Origin of the sequence: Ligilactobacillus apodemi DSM 16634 = JCM 16172 (genome assembly GCF_001434405.1) — a bacterium.
In the GTDB taxonomy this organism is placed as follows: Bacteria; Bacillota; Bacilli; order Lactobacillales; family Lactobacillaceae; genus Ligilactobacillus; species Ligilactobacillus apodemi.
This window is the reverse complement of record NZ_AZFT01000043.1, coordinates 1-17,995: the sequence shown is the minus strand read 5'-3', so window position 1 is coordinate 17,995 and position 17,995 is coordinate 1. Positions and strand designations below refer to the sequence as shown.

At 37.6% G+C, this 17,995-nt stretch carries 15 protein-coding genes; 11 read left to right on the top strand and 4 right to left on the bottom strand.

The annotated features are described in order from the left end of the window. Positions 1-6: 6 nt before the first annotated feature. Positions 7-441 carry a GtrA family protein gene (locus tag FC32_RS03385; protein ID WP_056957260.1) on the bottom strand — a complete coding sequence of 145 codons (435 nt, stop codon included), beginning with the start codon at positions 439-441 and terminating at the stop codon, positions 7-9. Between the two features lie 183 nt (positions 442-624). Here FC32_RS03385 and FC32_RS03380 point away from each other — a divergent pair, with 183 nt between their 5' ends. The 3 genes from FC32_RS03380 to FC32_RS03370 all read left to right on the top strand — a co-directional run bounded on the left by FC32_RS03380 (position 625) and on the right by FC32_RS03370 (position 4,993). After that, complete coding sequence (locus FC32_RS03380; RefSeq protein ID WP_025087556.1) at positions 625-2,034, top strand: ATP-binding cassette domain-containing protein; 1,410 nt, start codon at positions 625-627, stop codon at positions 2,032-2,034. A 63-nt stretch (positions 2,035-2,097) separates the two neighbouring features. Then, positions 2,098-3,315 carry a hemolysin family protein gene (locus FC32_RS03375; RefSeq protein WP_235722569.1) on the top strand — a complete coding sequence of 406 codons (1,218 nt, stop codon included), beginning with the start codon at positions 2,098-2,100 and terminating at the stop codon, positions 3,313-3,315. A gap of 100 nt (positions 3,316-3,415) precedes the next feature. Beyond that, positions 3,416-4,993 (top strand): peptide chain release factor 3, encoded by a 1,578-nt coding sequence (locus FC32_RS03370; RefSeq protein ID WP_025087558.1) that lies wholly within the window; start codon positions 3,416-3,418, stop codon positions 4,991-4,993. 46 nt (positions 4,994-5,039) lie between these two features. On the opposite strand, the gene FC32_RS03365 is transcribed toward FC32_RS03370, so the two are convergent. From FC32_RS03365 to FC32_RS03355, 3 genes are all read right to left on the bottom strand, one after another. Next, a complete protein-coding gene (locus FC32_RS03365) occupies positions 5,040-6,188 on the bottom strand; it encodes a MucBP domain-containing protein (RefSeq protein WP_025087559.1) in 1,149 nt (382 codons plus the stop codon). A gap of 151 nt (positions 6,189-6,339) precedes the next feature. Beyond that, the gene (locus FC32_RS03360) at positions 6,340-6,615 is read right to left on the bottom strand and encodes a DUF1827 family protein (protein ID WP_025087560.1); all 276 of its coding nucleotides are present in this window, start codon (positions 6,613-6,615) and stop codon (positions 6,340-6,342) included. A gap of 127 nt (positions 6,616-6,742) precedes the next feature. Then, entirely contained in the window at positions 6,743-8,887 is a 2,145-nt protein-coding gene (locus tag FC32_RS03355) for an ATP-dependent Clp protease ATP-binding subunit (protein ID WP_025087561.1), read from the bottom strand. A 152-nt stretch (positions 8,888-9,039) separates the two neighbouring features. Here FC32_RS03355 and FC32_RS03350 point away from each other — a divergent pair, with 152 nt between their 5' ends. The 8 genes from FC32_RS03350 (at position 9,040) to FC32_RS03315 (ending at position 17,405) form a co-directional block, all read left to right on the top strand. After that, positions 9,040-9,225, top strand: coding sequence for a hypothetical protein (locus FC32_RS03350; RefSeq protein WP_025087562.1), 186 nt, complete (start codon positions 9,040-9,042; stop codon positions 9,223-9,225). A 202-nt stretch (positions 9,226-9,427) separates the two neighbouring features. Beyond that, positions 9,428-9,694 (top strand): phosphocarrier protein HPr, encoded by a 267-nt coding sequence (locus FC32_RS03345; protein WP_010688426.1) that lies wholly within the window; start codon positions 9,428-9,430, stop codon positions 9,692-9,694. Beyond that, entirely contained in the window at positions 9,694-11,415 is a 1,722-nt protein-coding gene (gene ptsP, locus FC32_RS03340) for a phosphoenolpyruvate--protein phosphotransferase (RefSeq protein ID WP_025087563.1), read from the top strand. Before FC32_RS03345 ends, ptsP begins: the two co-directional genes overlap by 1 nt. 178 nt (positions 11,416-11,593) lie before the next feature. Then, complete coding sequence (locus FC32_RS03335; protein WP_025087564.1) at positions 11,594-12,781, top strand: glycosyltransferase family 4 protein; 1,188 nt, start codon at positions 11,594-11,596, stop codon at positions 12,779-12,781. Positions 12,782-12,801: 20 nt separating this feature from the next. Then, positions 12,802-13,839, top strand: a complete 1,038-nt coding sequence (locus tag FC32_RS03330) for a glycosyltransferase family 4 protein (RefSeq protein WP_025087565.1) — start codon at positions 12,802-12,804, stop codon at positions 13,837-13,839. Beyond that, on the top strand, positions 13,823-14,860 hold the full coding sequence (locus tag FC32_RS03325; RefSeq protein WP_025087566.1) for a lysylphosphatidylglycerol synthase transmembrane domain-containing protein: 1,038 nt from the start codon (positions 13,823-13,825) through the stop codon (positions 14,858-14,860). The genes FC32_RS03330 and FC32_RS03325 overlap by 17 nt, the downstream gene beginning before the upstream one ends. A 113-nt stretch (positions 14,861-14,973) precedes the next feature. Then, positions 14,974-15,207: a YkuJ family protein gene (locus FC32_RS03320; RefSeq protein WP_025087567.1), complete on the top strand. Its 234-nt coding sequence runs from the start codon at positions 14,974-14,976 to the stop codon at positions 15,205-15,207. A gap of 107 nt (positions 15,208-15,314) precedes the next feature. After that, entirely contained in the window at positions 15,315-17,405 is a 2,091-nt protein-coding gene (locus FC32_RS03315; RefSeq protein WP_025087568.1) for an LTA synthase family protein, read from the top strand. The last annotated feature ends 590 nt before the right edge of the window (positions 17,406-17,995 follow it).

Sequence of the window (17,995 nt, the reverse complement as noted above, 5' to 3'; positions counted from 1 at the left end):
GTTATATTAATTTTTTTCTTCATCAGGGAGGAATTTAGCGGTTGTTTTAAAAATAAACCACTTACTAAAGAAATAGTTAAGAATTCCGCAAATAACTTGGTCAATTATTTTGGCAAATGTTTTATAGAGCGATAAGAGCTGAACACCAGTAAACATCAGCCCAATATCTAAAAGAAATGAGAAAAAGCGGACATTGCAAAAAGAACAAAACTCTTTGAATGACTGGCTAAGAGAAGCGTGTTTTGAATTAAACACTAAATATTTATTGGTGATAAAAGTAAAGATGAGCGCAACGAGATACGCAATACAATTAGCCAATAAATAATTGAACGCAAGCTTAGTTTCGAGTAAATAAAACAAGAGCACATTTATTGTGCTAGCAAGTGTGCCAAAGAAAGTGTATGAGAAGAAAGCGTGGTACTTTTGATAGAATTTCTTCATGAAATATTCCAACTTTCTTTTTTTACAGTTAGCTAAAAAGCAAACTGACTTTTAACATTATATTAGAAAACTAGACCAAGATGCAAATTGTGATGTTGTTTTAAGGATACTAGTTGACGCTTTGAAAGTGTTTTTGTACTATAGAAGTTAGTCTAATTGAAGGATTTTACAGGTGAATTTATTATGGCAAAGATAGAAATAAAATATATTACAAAAAGTGTTCCTTTGCTGATCGATAAAAAGGATAAGCATCGGGTAAATGATGAAGTTCAAAAATTTTGGGAATTACGTGGGATCAACTTTAAGGTCAATGATGGCGAAGGTGTTGGGATCATTGGTGACAATGGTTCAGGTAAAGCCGTCTTAATGCGGATCTTAGCAGGAAAAGAAAAGCAAACGACTGGTTTTATTACGACCGATAGCCAGATCACATATGCTTCTTGTTATGCATTAGACCCAGAAAAAACGGGCTTGGATAACATTCGGCAAGAAATCGGTAAGGCGCAGATCAATGAATTTAAAGGTGATCATTATACCAATGGGATCATCAATTTTGCTGAGATCGGTGAACTTTTATATCGTCCCGTCAAAGAATACTCACTGGGGATGCAAGCACGTTTATCCTTGAGTATTGCTTTGTTTATTGATCCAGAGATCGTCATTTTGGATGAAGTTTTATCACCGTTAGACCGTAATTATTATTTTAAAGCGGTCAATAAGATCCAACAATTAAAAGATAGTGGTGTTTCCTTTATTGTTTCTGAGATTCGTCCAATGATCCTTGAAACGATCTGTGAACAAACGGCCTGGTTACAATTTGGGCTTTTACAAGATTTTGGCCCAACGACTGAAGTTTTACGCCAATATGATTATGCGATCGAATGGGAAGCGCATTTAACGTTACCTGAGAAAAATGAATTTATTGCGGAAAAACAACGTGAACAAGTTCAATTTAATATTGATAAGCTCTACGAAGTTTTCAAAAGTGAGCAGTTCAAACATGGGTATACGAGAAAAGATGAACCCCGCATGCGTAAAGCATTTTTTGTTGAACGGGGCAATGATCCCGTTAAGCAAGATAAGGTCGAAGAAAAGCACCAAAAAGAAAAAAATACTAATAAACTAAATAAGGGCTGGATCGCGGTAATTGTGATCGTGATCTTAGTTGGATGTGGTATTTTTTGGTACCAACATAGTAATGCAGCGAGCACAAGCCAAAGTACGGCTAGCAGTGCGACCACTAAAAGTTCAAAAAGTAGTTCGACAAGTAGTGCGGATACCTCAAAGGCACTAAGCTCTAAACAAGCAAGTGAATCTGCCGCAAGTGCTGCCAGTGAAAGCGCCAAGCAGGCATCTGAAAGTGCTAAACAAGCGTCAGAAAGCTCAGAAAGTGCGGCTAAAGCAAGTAGCGAAAGTGCTGCCAGTTTATCTTCTGAACAAGCTGATGCACAAACGATCACGGTTGCAGATGGTGAATCTCTAGAATCGCTTGCGACTAAATATGCAACCACAGTCGAAAAACTCCAAGAATTAAATGGACTTGGCTCAAGTGTTGATATTACTGCTGGTGAAACTTTGTACGTGCCTAAGTAAAAAGAAAGGATTTTGTAAATGAACCCAGATCCCGGACACCCTCTTTTATGGGGGGCAATAGCTTTGGGAGCGTTGGTCATCTTTTTGAGCAACGCCTTAAGTTTGAGTGCTTTAAAAATGATCACATCAAGCGAAGAAGCAGAACTTAATTTTAAAGAAACTGATGTGATCGTCGTTCGCTTAGGTGAATTTCTATGGGGATTCATCTTTTTAATGAGTAGCATGTTTAGCTTACAGAATTTAGCTTTAGGGCTGATCGTGCTGATCGTTTTATTATTGACCTGTTGTTTATTTGTGTTAGAAGCAATAGTAGCGAATCGTGTTAGTGGTGAAAATAAACGCCTTTTATGTCAACGATTTTCTTTTTTCATCAAAGCGCAAAGTTTTATTTATGCGCCTACTGTGAAAATCGTAGCGCGCTTTAACCAAAAAGCAACTGCTAAAACAGAAACCGATCCACCATTTGAAACGATCGTCGAAACGATTCAGCAACAACAGGAAAATAGTGAGTTAGATACCGATGATTTTGAAATGATCAATGGGGTTTTGTCGCTCCATGATAAGACGGCTCGCGAAGTAATGGTGCCACGTACGGATGCTTTTATGATCGATATCACTAATGACAACGATCGTAATATTGATAGCATTTTAGAAATGGATTATTCGCGGATCCCAGTCTATCACGAAGATAAGGATAATATTGTGGGTGTGATCCACATTAAAAATATGTTGAAACGTGCGCGTCAATTTGGCTTTGATCGGCTAACGATCAGACAAGTGATGCACCCAGCCTTTTTTGTGCCAGAATCGACACCAATCGATGAATTGTTACGCCAAATGAAAAAGACGCAAAATCAAATGGCAATCTTATTAGACGAATATGGTGGTGTCGTCGGGCTGACGACGCTAGAAGATCTGTTAGAAGAAATCGTTGGTGATATTGAAGACGAATCCGATGAACCTGATAAACTGATCGAACAAGTTGAAGAAAATGAATTTATCGTTCAAGGTAAAATGACCTTAACGGAATTTAACGATGAATTTGGCACAAAACTTGAAATGAGTGATGTCGATACGATTGCCGGTTATATTATTGCTAAAACCGGGAAAATTCCCGACGATGGCGAGGAATTAACGATCACAGAAGATGACGGATTACGCTTAAGAACGGTTGAGATCGTTGATGATACTAGAATCACTAAAGTTTTAGCAACGATTCCGGCACAATTAGCTGGTTGGCGTAAGATGCGTGCTTTAGCACGGGAAGAAGAACAAGAATAGATTTTTAGGGAAAATAGTTGGTTTCATCAAGTGTTGAAACCGACTATTTTTTCAAGTAAGATAATATGTGATGTTTTAGAATTAATTATGTGAGGTAGATATGAATAAGAATGAATTAAAGGAAGCTGTTGCTAAACGGCGTACATTTGCGATCATTTCTCACCCGGATGCGGGGAAGACAACGATCACGGAACAATTACTTTTGTTTGGTGGAGTCGTACGTCAAGCAGGAACAGTTAAAGCTAAGAAGAGTGGTAATTTCGCTAAATCCGACTGGATGGAGATCGAAAAGAAACGTGGTATTTCGGTTACTAGTTCGGTCATGCAATTTGATTATGCCGGAAAAAGAGTTAATATCTTAGATACACCAGGGCACGAAGATTTCTCGGAAGATACATACCGGACACTGATGGCGGTCGATTCTGCAGTCATGGTGATCGATTCAGCTAAAGGGATCGAGCCTCAAACCAAAAAGCTTTTCCAAATTTGTAAGATGCGGGGGATCCCGATCTTTACTTTCATTAATAAGCTAGACCGTGATGGACGCGAACCATTGGAATTAACGGCAGAATTAGAAGAAGTTTTAGGGATCGATGCTTATGCGATGAACTGGCCGATCGGGATGGGTAAAGGTCTAAAAGGCATTTACGATATTTACAATAACCGCATCGAGCTATATCGCAGTGAAAATGATGGTCAACAATTTTTAGAACTGGATGAAAATGGGGAGATCAAAGGTGACGATCCCCTTAAAAATGACAGTATTTACCAACAAGTTTTAGAAGAAGTTGAATTGGTCAAAGATGCCGGTAATGAATTTGATGAAGAAAAAATTGCTACCGGGCAATTGACACCAGTCTTTTTTGGTTCAGCGTTGACTAACTTTGGGGTCAAGACTTTCTTGGATGCATATTTGCAATTTGCACCAGCACCAAGCGCTCATCAAACACAAGCTGGTGAAAAGATCGCTCCAGATGATGAAAAGTTCTCTGGTTTTATTTTCAAGATCCAAGCTAATATGAATCCTAATCACCGTGATCGCATTGCCTTTGTGCGAATTTGTTCGGGCGAATTTGATCGTGGGATGGATGTATTCTTGAATCGAACAGGCAAAAAGATCAGATTATCAAATTCGACCCAATTTATGGCTGACACACGTGAAACAGTGGAAACTGCTGTCGCCGGAGATATTATTGGGCTTTATGACACTGGTAATTTCCAGATCGGTGATACGATCTATACTGGTAAGCAAAAGATCGAGTTTGAAAAATTACCACAATTTACGCCAGAATTATTTGCTAGAGTAACGGCGAAAAATGTGATGAAGCAAAAATCTTTCCACAAAGGGATCCAACAACTTGTTCAAGAAGGGGCTGTGCAACTTTACCAAAGTTACAGTACTGGGGATTATATTTTAGGGGCAGTTGGGCAACTTCAATTTGAAGTTTTCCAATTTAGAATGGCCAATGAATATAATTCTGAAGTTGTTATGACACCGATGGGCAATAAGATCGCTCGGTGGATCGACCCAGAACAATTGGACGAAAAAATGTCTAGTTCGCGTAACCTATTAGTAAAAGATCGCCAAGGATTGCCACTGTTCTTGTTTGAAAATGAATTTTCCGAACGGTGGTTTAAAGATAAGTATCCTGACGTTGAATTGACCGCTAAATTATAATAATAAAAAAGCAACTGATTTCACAAAAAATCAGTTGCTTTTTTTATTAAGGATCCAAATTTAGATACTCTCTAATTGTCCATCCTAGACCATTAACTTCAAACCATTGCATCCCATCAACGCGGATTCGGCCAGTTAAGGTAACGATTTGACCATTTTTAACGGTAGCAGCTTTTTTGCCAAATGGTTTATCATATAAAACGAGTTCACCATGTGGAATAAAATCGATCATGGCATTATGCTGTAAGGTGATCGACGTTGGCAGTTCACTTTCAGTGACTACGTTTTTATTAGCAGTAAATGTTTGCGGATTACGCTCTAATAGGGTCATCAATTCGGAATCATACTTGACCCAAATACTTCCGCCTAAACAGTACCAACGTTGCTCATTATCGGTGGTAATCGTTTCAAACGTTTGCCAGATCGTCCCCTTGGCTAAAATAACATCGGTCACTTGACCATCGGGGGCATCTAAGCAAGGTAATGATTCTTTGAATTGAAGAAAATGTGGGGTGTAGTCCACATTTTTCCAGTTATCACGGCGATAAAAGTAAGTTACTGCCTGTTGCTCATAAGTAAAGGTGCCGTGTGTGACGCCGCGTGCACGTAAAAGGGTATAATTGCGAACTGCAGGCGCAGAAAGTGAAAACTCTTCGCCGATTTTTCCCTTAACAAAAACTGGTTTTTGTAAAAAGTGGCGATCGTCGATATCTTGACAAAAGACCCAAATATTTCCGGCGTCTTTCTTGCGATAAGTAAAAGTGATCGCAGCATAAGGTAAGACAAATTCACTCGTAAAGCCATCCACGCGGATCAAATCGTAGCCTTCAAAATCCTTAAAACGAAACTTTATCGGTTCAAGGCGTTTGCCAGAGATGATTTGAGGTGAAGTTAAAAAGTGTTCTTTTTCGTCTTGGTAGATCAAGATAACGGTTGAATCTTGAGAATCTGCCTTCTTTTTTAGTTCAGTTTTGGCAGCTATTTCCTTATCTAAGACGACCTCAGTTTCTTTTTTTAATGGTGGTGCTGGAGCAATATCAGGTTGAATGGGAGCGGATTTTTCAACCTCAACTTCAACTTCTGCTTCATCAACTAACGCATCTTTTAAAGAGGTGACAGAAGAGACATGGTTACGTTTAGCAAAACGGGAACGATGCTTCTTCTTTTTTGATCTTGGATTAACTTTAGGTGCCAACTGGTCTCGCCTCCTTCTTATCAGTATCACGTCAATTATAACGTATCTAGATAATGATTGCACAAAATTATTACTTTAAAGTACTGAGTTTTTAGATATTATTTTACAACAAAAGCTCCACAAGTTCATTACTTGTGGAGCTTTTTAACGATCAATTCTCGAGATTGATTTCAACTAAGTTGCCTTGTGCTGTTACAGTGGCATCAGCTGCTTTATCCGCCAGAAGCTTTGTTTTAACAAAGTCGATCTCTTTTTGGGTAATGGGACGGATCTTATTTGAAATAACGATCTCTGAGAAATCATGTTTCTTTTTATAGACCACTTTTGAATTTCCTAAGGTATAAACCTTGATGAAGTGGACTGGTGATGCGATCAATTCACGTTGGATCATGCGTGAATAGCTATTAGTTACATCGATTAACTGCATGGCGCTCTCTCCCTTGTTAAGATTATAGTTCTTTTGCGTGTCTACGATTAAACGACGCATTGCTATAACTATTATAAACTAAGAAACCAAAATGTCGAAACTAAAGCATAAAAGTAGCTACAAAATTTTATTTCTCAGAAATCATGATCTCATCATCTTTAGTGACATCTGCATAAAAGTTACGTGTTTGGGGATGATCAAGGAAGTAGTCAGTAATTTTATCTTCGATTTGATCTTGGATCGTACGCCGTAATGGCCGTGCCCCCATCTTAGGGTCGTAACCTAATTCAACAAGTTTGGCGATCACTTCATCTGAGACGGTTAAAGCCATTTCGTTATCTTGCAGAGTCTGGTTGACTTTAGCCAGCATTAGCGTCACGATTTGACCAAGATTTTCTTTATCCAAGGCGTTAAATTCGATAATATCATCGAAACGATTTAAAAATTCTGGCTTAAAGTACTTCGTTAATTTATCTAAGACCGAATTTTTTTGCTTTTCAGTAGATCCAAAGCCTACATTTACGATGGGATCACCTGAACCAGCGTTACTTGTCATGATGATGATCGTATCTTTGAAACTGACAGTTTTACCTTTTGAGTCGGTCAAGCGGCCATCATCTAAGATTTGTAAGAACATATGCATTACATCGGGATGAGCTTTTTCGATCTCATCTAACAAGATCAAACTGTAAGGGTGACGGCGGACTTGTTCTGTTAATTGCCCAGCTTCTTCATAGCCAACGTATCCAGGAGGCGAACCGATCAATTTAGAAACGGAGAATTTTTCCATGTATTCACTCATGTCAAATCGGATCATCGCATCAGTTATGCCAAAAAGTTCGAGTGCGAGTTGTTTAGCAGCTTCAGTTTTACCGACACCAGTTGGTCCAACGAATAAAAATGAGCCGATCGGACGACCTGATTTATTAAAACCGATCCGGTTGCGACGAATCGCTTTAGCAACTTTTTCAACCGCAACGTCTTGGCCAATAATATTTTGTTTAAGCGTAGTAGCTAAAGTTTTAAGTTGTGTTTGTTCTTTTTGTTTTAGTTCACCGACTGGGATCGCAGTCATTTCTTCGACGATCTCTTCCATATCTTTAGCGGTGATAACTTGTTTTTCTTGATGTGCACTACTTTTAGCTAAACGGTCTTGTAATTTTTGTATCTGATCACGTAACAAAGCGGCTTTTTCATAGTCTTCTTGCGCAAGTGCAGCGGTTTTATCTTTTTTAGCTTGTTCGATTTGATGTTGGATCTCTTGGGGATCAAAAGTTTGAGTTGCTAAATTTTTACGTGAGCCAGCTTCATCTAGCAAATCGATTGCTTTATCTGGTAAGTAACGATCTTGGATATAGCGTGTTGCTAGTTGGATCGCACTTTGTAAAGCTTCATCAGTATAAGTTACTTGGTGGTAGTTTTCATATTTAGGACGTAGACCTTGTAAAATTGCCAAAGCTTCAGTTTGTGAAGGCTCAGCAACTTGAACTGGTTGCAAACGTCTTGCTAAGGCAGCATCCTTTTCGATCGTCCGAAATTCATCAAGTGTAGTAGCACCTACGAGTTGGAACTCACCACGAGCTAAGGCTGGTTTTAAAACATTACCAGCGTCCATCCCGCCTTCAGCGTTACCGGCACCTACGATTTCATGGATCTCATCAATAAATAAGATGATGTCTTGTTTTTGTTTTAATTCGTCCATCAATTCTTGCATGCGTTGTTCAAATTGACCACGGACACCAGTTCCTTGGACTAAAGAAACTACATCTAGGCGGACGACTTTTTTATTGAGTAATTTTTGTGGAACTTCACCATCAACGATTTTTTGAGCTAAACCTTCGACCACTGCGGTTTTACCGACACCAGCTTCACCTGTTAGGACGGGATTGTTTTTGGTGCGCCGATTTAAGATCTCGATCACACGCTTGATTTCTTGGTCACGCCCGATCACTGGGTCGATTTTGCCTTTTTTGGCTTCATTAGTTAGATCTAAACCGTATTTAGTTAAAATACTTTCTGTTTGTGGAGTTCTTTGAGGTCGATTTGTCTGTGCTTGTGATTGACGGTTCGTATTGATATTTTTGAAAAATTCATCAAACGGATCATTGTCAAACGGATCTTGAAAGATATTTTCAAAAGCGCTTGACTGTTGACTTTGCTGCTTTAGCTGACGATAACAATTAGCGCAAAGATCGATCGCGGACTGTTGCTCATTGATTTTGGCAGTTAAATGTAAAGTAGCTTGGTTTTGGTGACAATTTTGGCATAACACAGCCATTCACGCCCTTTCTATAAACAAAATAGTAAATCAAAGTTTGACCAACTTTGACCTTTGTAGTTTTATTATACAAATTTTTATTTCAAGTGCAAGCAAAAAAACTGGGGCTAAATGGTATAATGTGACAATAGGGGGTAGGCGTTATTATGGAAAAAGACTATCAACAATTATTAGATGACCTACATGCAGGAAAAATTGAAAACTTTGAAATTTCAACGGAAGAATTTATGGCATTTCAAAAAGTTTTAATGGCATATAACTATCGTAAAAATATTATTGGTATTGCTAAACGTGGTGGCGGAGTGCGATATCACTACAAAAATGAAGGCTAAATAAAAGTTAGAGTTATTTTTTTAAATATTATGCAATGTGAACGCTTGTCTTGTTAAAAAATTCATGTTATGATTGCATATATCAGGTGCAAGGCATCCTTGTTTCTTCACAATTGTAAACGAATTCTTTTACAATTGTGATACAATTAGATTGTGTTGCATTGCACAAATATTATTTATTGTTAAAGGAGCATGATCCACAATGGAAAAGAAAGAATTTCACGTAATCGCAGAAACAGGTATTCACGCACGTCCAGCTACACTTTTGGTGCAAGCTGCAAGCAAGTTCAATTCTGATATCACATTAGAATATCAAGGCAAGTCAGTTAACTTGAAGTCTATCATGGGCGTTATGTCTTTAGGCGTTGGCCAAAACGCTGATGTTGTTATTTCTGCAGACGGTGCTGATGAAGCAGAAGCTATCGCTGCAATTACAGAAACAATGACAAAGGAAGGACTTGCTGAATAATGACGAAAATGTTGAAGGGTATTGCAGCTAGTGATGGCATTGCTGCCGCAAAAGCATACATGCTTGTGCAGCCCGATCTTTCATTTTCTGAAACAAGCATCGATGATCCAGCTGCTGAAGTTAAGCGCTTGGAAGATGCGGTATCAGCTTCCAAAGGCGAGCTTGAAGCTATTAAGCAAAAAGCTGCTGAAAATTTAGGTGCGGAAGAAGCAGAAGTTTTTGAAGCACACTTAACGATCTTAGCTGACCCTGAAATGATCGGCCAGATCGAAGATAAGATCAAAAATGAAAAGATCAATGCCGAAGCTGCATTAAAGAGCGTCACGGATATGTTTATCGCAATGTTTGAAAGCATGACTGACAATGCTTACATGCAAGAACGTGCTGGAGATATTCGCGATGTTACTAAGCGTGTTATGAGTCATTTGTTAGGGGTAACTTTACCTAACCCAGCTTTGATCAATGAAGAAGTTGTGATCGTGGCTCACGATTTAACACCATCTGATACAGCGCAATTAGATCGCAATTTTGTGAAGGGCTTTATTACTGATATCGGTGGGAGAACTTCACACTCTGCTATTATGTCAAGAACCCTTGAAATTCCTGCTGTTGTAGGTTCAGGTTCAGCGACATCTGAAATTAATGAAGGAGATATGGTCATTATTGACGGTATCTCTGGTGATGCAGTTGTTGATCCAACTGCTGAACAATTAGCCGAATATGAACAAAAAGCTGCTGATTTTAAGGCGCAAAAAGCTGAATGGCAACAACTTAAGGATGCTAAATCCGTTTCTAAAGATGGCAAAGAAGTTATCTTAGGGGCAAACATTGGTACACCTAAAGACGTTGTTGGTGCAGTTGACAACGGTGCTGAAGCAGTTGGCTTGTTCCGTTCGGAATTCTTGTACATGGATGCAAGTGAACTTCCTAGTGAAGAAGAACAATTTAAAGCTTACAAAGAAGCTGTAGAAGGCATGAACGGTAAGCAAGTTGTTGTTCGGACAATGGATATCGGTGGGGATAAGGATCTTCCTTACTTACCACTACCTGAAGAAGAAAATCCATTCTTAGGCTATCGTGCTATCCGGATTTCTTTGGATCGTCAAGATATCTTCAGAACACAATTACGTGCGTTATTACGCGCTTCTCACTATGGTCGTTTAGCAATCATGTTCCCAATGATCGCAACTGTCAAAGAATTTAAAGATGCTAAAGCAATCTTTGAAGAAGAAAGAGCTAAGTTAGTCAAGGAAGGTATTCCTGTATCTGATGATATCGAAGTCGGAATGATGATGGAAATTCCTGCCGCAGCAATGATTGCTGATAAGTTGGCTAAATATGCTGATTTCTTCAGTATTGGGACAAACGACTTGATCCAATACTCAATGGCTGCAGACCGTGGTAACGAACGTGTATCTTACTTGTACCAACCATATAACCCATCTATCTTACGTTTGATCAAGAACATCATTGATGCTTCTCATAAAGAAGGTAAGTGGACAGGTATGTGTGGTGAAATGGCGGGCGATCAAGTTGCCGTTCCATTGTTATTAGGCTTAGGCTTAGATGAATTCTCAATGAGTGCTACTTCGATCTTGAAGACACGTAGCTTATTGAAGAAACTTGACTCGGCTAAGATGCAAGAATTAGCACAAAAAGCAGTTGAAGATTGTGAAACAACTGAAGAAGTAGAAGCTTTAGTAGCTGAATATACTAAATAATCACTTGATTACTTCTTAATAGAGAGAGACTAGAATATGATTTCTGGTCTCTTTTTGTTTAAAAATGGTAAAATGTTTAAGAGTGGATTTTCGTGACTAGCTTACCTGATAGTTAGCGTTGCAAAGGAAATCTGAAAAACATATAATTAATACTAATAATTAATTGAGGAGGATGCTTGTGAATATCGGCATATTTACTGATACGTATTTTCCGCAAGTCAGTGGAGTCGCAACTTCGATCAAAACATTAAGAACACAGCTTGAGCGCAAGGGACATACTGTTTATATTTTTACAACAACAGATCCTGATGTGGATAAAAACGTATATGAACGTAATGTCTTTCGTTTTGCTAGCATTCCGTTTATTTCATTTACCGATAGACGTATCGCAGTGCGCGGGCTTTTCCATTCTTACCAAGTTGCTAAAGAATTAAATTTAGATATTGTGCATACACAAACTGAATTTTCGATGGGGCTGATTGGAAAATTTGTCGCTAAAGCGTTGAAGATCCCGTGTGTTCATACCTATCACACTATGTATGAAGATTATTTGCATTATGTTGCTAAGGGTAAACTTTTACGACCAATTCACGTTCGCATGATGACTTGTTCTTTTTGTGAAAAAATGAGTGGGATCGTTGCACCTAGTGAGCGCGTATTGGACACGCTTACTGACTACGGGGTCAAAGAACCGATCACGATCATTCCAACTGGGGTAGATCTTGATCGCTTTAGGGAAGTGAATAATGACGGAATTGATGTTCGCAGTAAGTATGGAATTGCTGCCGACGCACCCTTGATGTTGACTTTAAGTCGTTTAGCTTTTGAAAAAGACATCGATCGGATGATCAAAGCTTTTCCGATGATCAAAGAACGCGTTTCTGGCGTTAAATTACTGATCGTTGGTGATGGTCCGGCAAAAGAATCATTAGAAGCTCAAGTAAAAGAACTTGGTTTGATAGATGATGTAATTTTTACTGGTGAAGTAGATAATGATTTAGTGGGTTCATTTTATCGGACCGCCGACCTTTTTGTGTCGACTTCTGTTTCTGAATCGCAAGGGATAACTTATATTGAAGCCTTAGCATCAGGAACTAAAGTTGTTTCTTACAAGAGTCCTTATACGGCGGAATTGTTAGATGATCCAGCGATCGGTGCTGTTTTTGAAACGTTAGAAGAGTTTACTGAGCTGACTGTTTCGTATTTGTTGAATCCAGATAAATATAATGACCCTGCTCCCTTAGAACAAAAATTAAAATCGATCTCAGCTGCTGAATTTGGCGAACGGATCGTGAAATTTTATGAGGATAGTCAGAATTATTATTTGAAACAGGAGCGACCAAGTAACCCCAATGAACTTAACTAAATTCATAAAGGAGTTTTTTGATGTTAAATGTTCATATGTATTCATCTGCCACTAAAGTTAAGGGGCAAGGTGTAGGCAGTGCATACACGGAACTGATAAAACTGTTAAAAAAATATTATCCAGATCAATTGGAGATTACGATCAACCAATTTAGTCCGGCTGATATTAGTCACTATCATACGATCGATCCAAAGTTCTTTTTGTCGACTTTTTCTAAAAAGCGGGGGAAAAAGATCGGTTATGTCCATTTTTTACCAGAAACACTGGAAGGTAGCTTGAAGCTTCCGTGGATCGCTAAAAAAGTCTTATACCGTTATGTGATCGCTTTTTATAAGCGAATGGATGCCTTGGTCGTAGTGAACCCGACTTTTATTCCTAAGTTGGAAGCTTACGGGATCAAAAAAGAAAAGATCACCTACATTCCTAATTTTGTTTCAAAGGCAGAATTTTTTCCGATGAATGCCCAGGAAAAACAGCAATTACGCGAAAAATATCAAATCGCTAAAGACCGCTTTGTTATTTTAGGTGTAGGACAAGTCCAAGAACGAAAAGGCGTCTTTGATTTCATAAAATTAGCGAAGCAAAACCCTGAACTTGAGTTTATCTGGGTCGGGGGGTTTTCGTTTGGTGTGATCACTGATGGCTATGCGGAATTAAAAAAAGTAGTTGAAGCGCCTCCAGCTAATTTATCTTTTCCGGGTATTGTCGAACGGAAAAAAATGAATGATTACTATAATATCGCGGATGTTTTTTTATTGCCTTCGTATAATGAATTATTCCCGATGAGTGTGTTAGAAGCTTTTAGTAGTCAAACACCCGTAATGTTACGTGAATTAGATTTATACCAAGGTGTTATTCAAGGATATTATGCTGGCTGCAATGATGTGACCGAAATGGATGCTAAGTTGCAAATGTTAGCTAAAGATGAGCGTGCATTAATGGCTCTTCAGAAAAAAGCTATTAGTGCAGCGAAGTTTTACTCGGAAGATCGCTTAGCTAAAATTTGGCTAGAATACTATCAAAAACAAGTGGGGAAAAATAATGTCAAAGAAAAATAAAATAGCATTAGCGCTGATGCTTTTGCTTGGCATTGGGATTTTTATTTATTCAGTGCGCGGTGTTTCGTATCGCGCCTTGGTAGATGATATTCATAATTTGCATTGGGGCTGGATCGTAGTTGCCTTTTTATGTATGGGGTTATCGATCTTATGTGAAGCAATTGTGGTAAAAAGATTGCTTAAGCGTCAGTTTCCTGATTTTTCCCTTAAAGATTCGTTGCGAATCCCTTTGATCGAAGCTCTGTTTAATGGGATAACCCCATTTTCGTCCGGGGGACAACCGGCACAATTGTTTGCTTTAGTTCAGTCTGGGGTTGATGCCGGGCGAGCAACTTCAATTCTATTGATGAAATTTGTTGTTTACCAGTCGATGATCGTGATCAATTTTATTGTTTGTCTTTTCCTAGGATTTCATTTAATTGCTGATAAGCTACATGTGATGGGAATCTTATTGATCTTTGGCTTTGTGATCCATTTAGCTGTTATTATTGGCTTACTTTTGATCATGTATTGGTATAATTTTACCAAGAAATTAACTAAGTTATGCCTTAAGCCATTTAAAAGGTTTCTAGCACCTGCACGTTACGAGCGCTATGACAAGATGATCAATGAAAAAATCGATAATTTTTATCGTGAAAGTTTGACGATGAAAGATAACTATAAGTTATTATTTCAAATAAGCTTGATAACTTTAGTGCAACTATTTTTCTATTACATCATCCCATACTTTATTTTACTAGCTTTGCGTGTTGACCATGTTAGTTTAGTAACCGTGATGACACTACATGTTTTGATCGTAATGATAATCTCGCTTTTTCCGATCCCAGGTGGAGCAGGTGGGGCAGAATATAGTTTCTCGCTTATTTTTTCGACCTTTGTAGATAGTGGGAGCAAGTTAGTGTTAGCAATGCTTATTTGGCGAATAATCACTTATTATTTTGGAATGTTTGGGGGGATGGTAGCTTTAGTTATTTCACCCCGCAAGTATCAGCGCAAAACTTTGGCAACAAAAGAAGACTGACTACTTAAACTTTTTTTGAATTGTTTCATCATATTTGGTGTGTTAGTATAGAATTTGCTAAAGTATATCACTGGTGGGTTTTTCCCACTTTAAAATGAAGGAGATTTATATCTATGGAAAATTCACAACTTGTTGCAATCATTGAAAGATTAGATGCGATGATGAAGACACAAAGTAACGAAGTTCAAGCACGTCGTTTTGAACGCGAAGGTCAAGAAAGAGGCTTTGTGACATACGATCCAGCAACTAAAACTTTTGAATTAGAAGAACTTGCAACACATCAAAAGTTTGATTTTGATGATATTGATTTAGCCGCAATGGAAATTTATGATCTTTTAAACGACTAAATTTAAGTTAAAGTTAAATGTTATAAAAAAGAGTTTCTTTTTTGAAGATTATTAACTATAATTTATCGCATGAACAATTAAATATAATAATAATTGGAGGCAATTAGATGCGTTCAGTGCTAAATAAAGTTCGCAGTGGACTTAATACACGCATGGGATTTTTTATCGTGACCGTAGTGTTATTTTGGATAAAAACATATTCTGTGTATGTAACTAAGTTTAGTTTAGGTGTTTCTGGGAGTGCACAGGAATTTTTACTCGTATTAAATCCATTACCTGCTGCGCTTTTGTTGTTAGGAATAGGACTTTATTTTAAAGGTAAAAAGTCTTATTGGATCATGATGATCATTGACTTGATAGCTTCGCTTTGGCTTTTTGCTAATATTTTATACTACCGTGAATTTTCTGATTTCTTATCATTAGGAATCATAAAGTCATCTGGTTCGGTTTCAAATAACCTAGGATTAAGTATTGGTGAAATTTTAAAACTAAGTGATCTATGGGTCTTTGCCGATATCATTGTCCTAACGCTGTTGTTGATCTTTAAAGTTATTAAAGTTGACAAGAAACCAGTTAAATTCCGTTATCCGATCGCGGTTACGGTTTTATCGTGTGTGCTTTTTGCAATCAACTTAAGTTTAGCGGAAAAGGACCGTTCACAATTATTGACGCGTACTTTTGATAATAACTATATCGTTAAATATTTAGGGATCGACTTTTTTGCAGCGTACAATGCCTATCAAACTTATAAAGAAAGTGCAACGCGTGCGAGTGCAAGCAGTAGCGACCTAAAAGAAGTTTTAGCGTACTTGAAGAAGAATCGTTCGGCAGCTAATCCAGAATATTATGGTAAGGCTAAGGGTAAAAATGTCTTTGTTTTCCATTTGGAAAGTTTCCAACAATTTATGATCAACTATAAGGTCAATGGTGAAGAAGTAACACCAAATATCAATAAGTTTTATAGTGATCAAAATACTATTTCTTTTGATAACTTCTATCATCAAGTTGGTCAAGGGAAAACTTCTGATGCTGAAACGATGTTAGAAAACTCCTTGTTTGGGTTACCATCTGGCTCAGTTATGACATCTTATGGGACGAATAATACTTTCCAAGCGATGCCAGCAATTTTAGACCAAAATGGCTATACGACTGCGGCCTTCCATGGGGACGTAGGGAGTTTTTGGAACCGTGACAATACATATAAGTCATGGGGTTATCAATACTTCTTCAGTGAAGATTATTACAAGACCAAATCAAACTACAGTGTTGGATATGGCTTGAAAGATAAGATTTTCTTACAACAGTCGATCCAATACATTGAACAATTGCCACAACCTTTCTATGCTAAGATCATTACGGTAACTAACCATTACCCATATGAATTAGATAAACAAAACCAAACGATCGCCAAAACAACTACTGGAGACAGTACAGTTGATGGGTATGTTCAAACTGCTCGTTATTTAGATGAAGCGTTTGGTGAATTTATCAGCTACTTGAAGAAGGTTGGTCTATATGACAATTCAATGATCGTCGTTTATGGTGACCACTATGGTATCTCTAATAACCATAAGAAAGCTATTGCACAACTTTTAGGTAAAGATAGTGTTAATAGCTATGACTTAGCTCAATTCCAAAAAGTACCATTTATGATTCATTTAAGTGGTATTCAAGGTGGGGTCAACCATACTTATGGTGGTGAAATTGATGTAATGCCTACATTACTTGACTTATTAGGGATCAAAAATACAGATACGATTCAGTTAGGTAATGATTTACTGTCGACCGATAGGAATCAGACCGTCGCCTTTAGAAATGGTGACTTTGTTTCACCGACATTCACTAAGATCGGAAGCACGATCTACAATAGTGAAGGTGAGGTCGTGACTAATAAACTGACAGCCGAGCAGAAGAAACAGGTTAAGGAACAAACTGAATTTGTTACTGAGCAGCTGTCGATCTCAGATAAGATCGTAACTGGTGATCTACTGCGATTCTATACACCGTCAAACTTTACTAAAGTCGATAAGACTAAATATAGCTATAAGTATGAAGACGCGATGAAACAGCTCAAAGAGGCACAGAAAAAGAATCCAACTAGTGTCTTGATGCAAAATGGTGGGAAATCTACCGTAAGTCAATATAAGACTGATGCACCAGAGTTGAAGAGTAGCAGCAGTAGCAGTAGTAGTAAATAAAGAAATTAGTCTAAGACTCACGTTGTAAGTGCAACGTGAGTCTTTTTATATATAATAGTTGTTAGCTTATGCTTGTCGCTGTGATAAGATTATGTGTATTTTAATAGAAAAAATAATCGGACAGTATGTAATTTAGTAGACTTACTTATAGCTTGAAACACAAGAATCCCACTAATTTTAATCGTCGGCATAACTTTTAATGGGTTAAGTTATAACTTATATATTAGAAAATAAAAAAATTTAAAAAAGTCATTGACGGACTTGGGGAATAATTGCTATACTATAAAAGTTGCTGATGCAGGACAGTTACTTAAAAATATAATATAAAAAATGTGTTGACATTGAATTGAGATACATGATATTATATTTAAGCTGACTTGTTACAGTATAACAAAAAAATTATTTTCCTATTGACAGGAAATGATGATTTTGATAAGATGATTAAGTCGTGTTAATTGATTGATAAAAAATATTTCAAAAAAGTTCTTGACAAAGAAAAACGAAATATGATATAATAATTATGTTAATTGCGACAATGATTAACAAGTAGATCTTTGAAAACTGAACAAAGTTTCGATAAGCAAATGTGC

What these genes read in the sequence shown, in the direction of transcription:
- FC32_RS03385 (WP_056957260.1), bottom strand. Translation starts at nt 441, where the DNA reads ATGAAGAAATTCTATCAAAAGTACCACGCTTTCTTCTCATACACTTTC.
- FC32_RS03380 (WP_025087556.1), top strand. Translation starts at nt 625, where the DNA reads ATGGCAAAGATAGAAATAAAATATATTACAAAAAGTGTTCCTTTGCTG.
- FC32_RS03370 (WP_025087558.1), top strand. Translation starts at nt 3,416, where the DNA reads ATGAATAAGAATGAATTAAAGGAAGCTGTTGCTAAACGGCGTACATTT.
- FC32_RS03360 (WP_025087560.1), bottom strand. Translation starts at nt 6,615, where the DNA reads ATGCAGTTAATCGATGTAACTAATAGCTATTCACGCATGATCCAACGT.
- FC32_RS03350 (WP_025087562.1), top strand. Translation starts at nt 9,040, where the DNA reads ATGGAAAAAGACTATCAACAATTATTAGATGACCTACATGCAGGAAAA.
- FC32_RS03345 (WP_010688426.1), top strand. Translation starts at nt 9,428, where the DNA reads ATGGAAAAGAAAGAATTTCACGTAATCGCAGAAACAGGTATTCACGCA.
- ptsP (WP_025087563.1), top strand. Translation starts at nt 9,694, where the DNA reads ATGACGAAAATGTTGAAGGGTATTGCAGCTAGTGATGGCATTGCTGCC.
- FC32_RS03330 (WP_025087565.1), top strand. Translation starts at nt 12,802, where the DNA reads ATGTTAAATGTTCATATGTATTCATCTGCCACTAAAGTTAAGGGGCAA.
- FC32_RS03325 (WP_025087566.1), top strand. Translation starts at nt 13,823, where the DNA reads ATGTCAAAGAAAAATAAAATAGCATTAGCGCTGATGCTTTTGCTTGGC.
- FC32_RS03320 (WP_025087567.1), top strand. Translation starts at nt 14,974, where the DNA reads ATGGAAAATTCACAACTTGTTGCAATCATTGAAAGATTAGATGCGATG.
- FC32_RS03315 (WP_025087568.1), top strand. Translation starts at nt 15,315, where the DNA reads ATGCGTTCAGTGCTAAATAAAGTTCGCAGTGGACTTAATACACGCATG.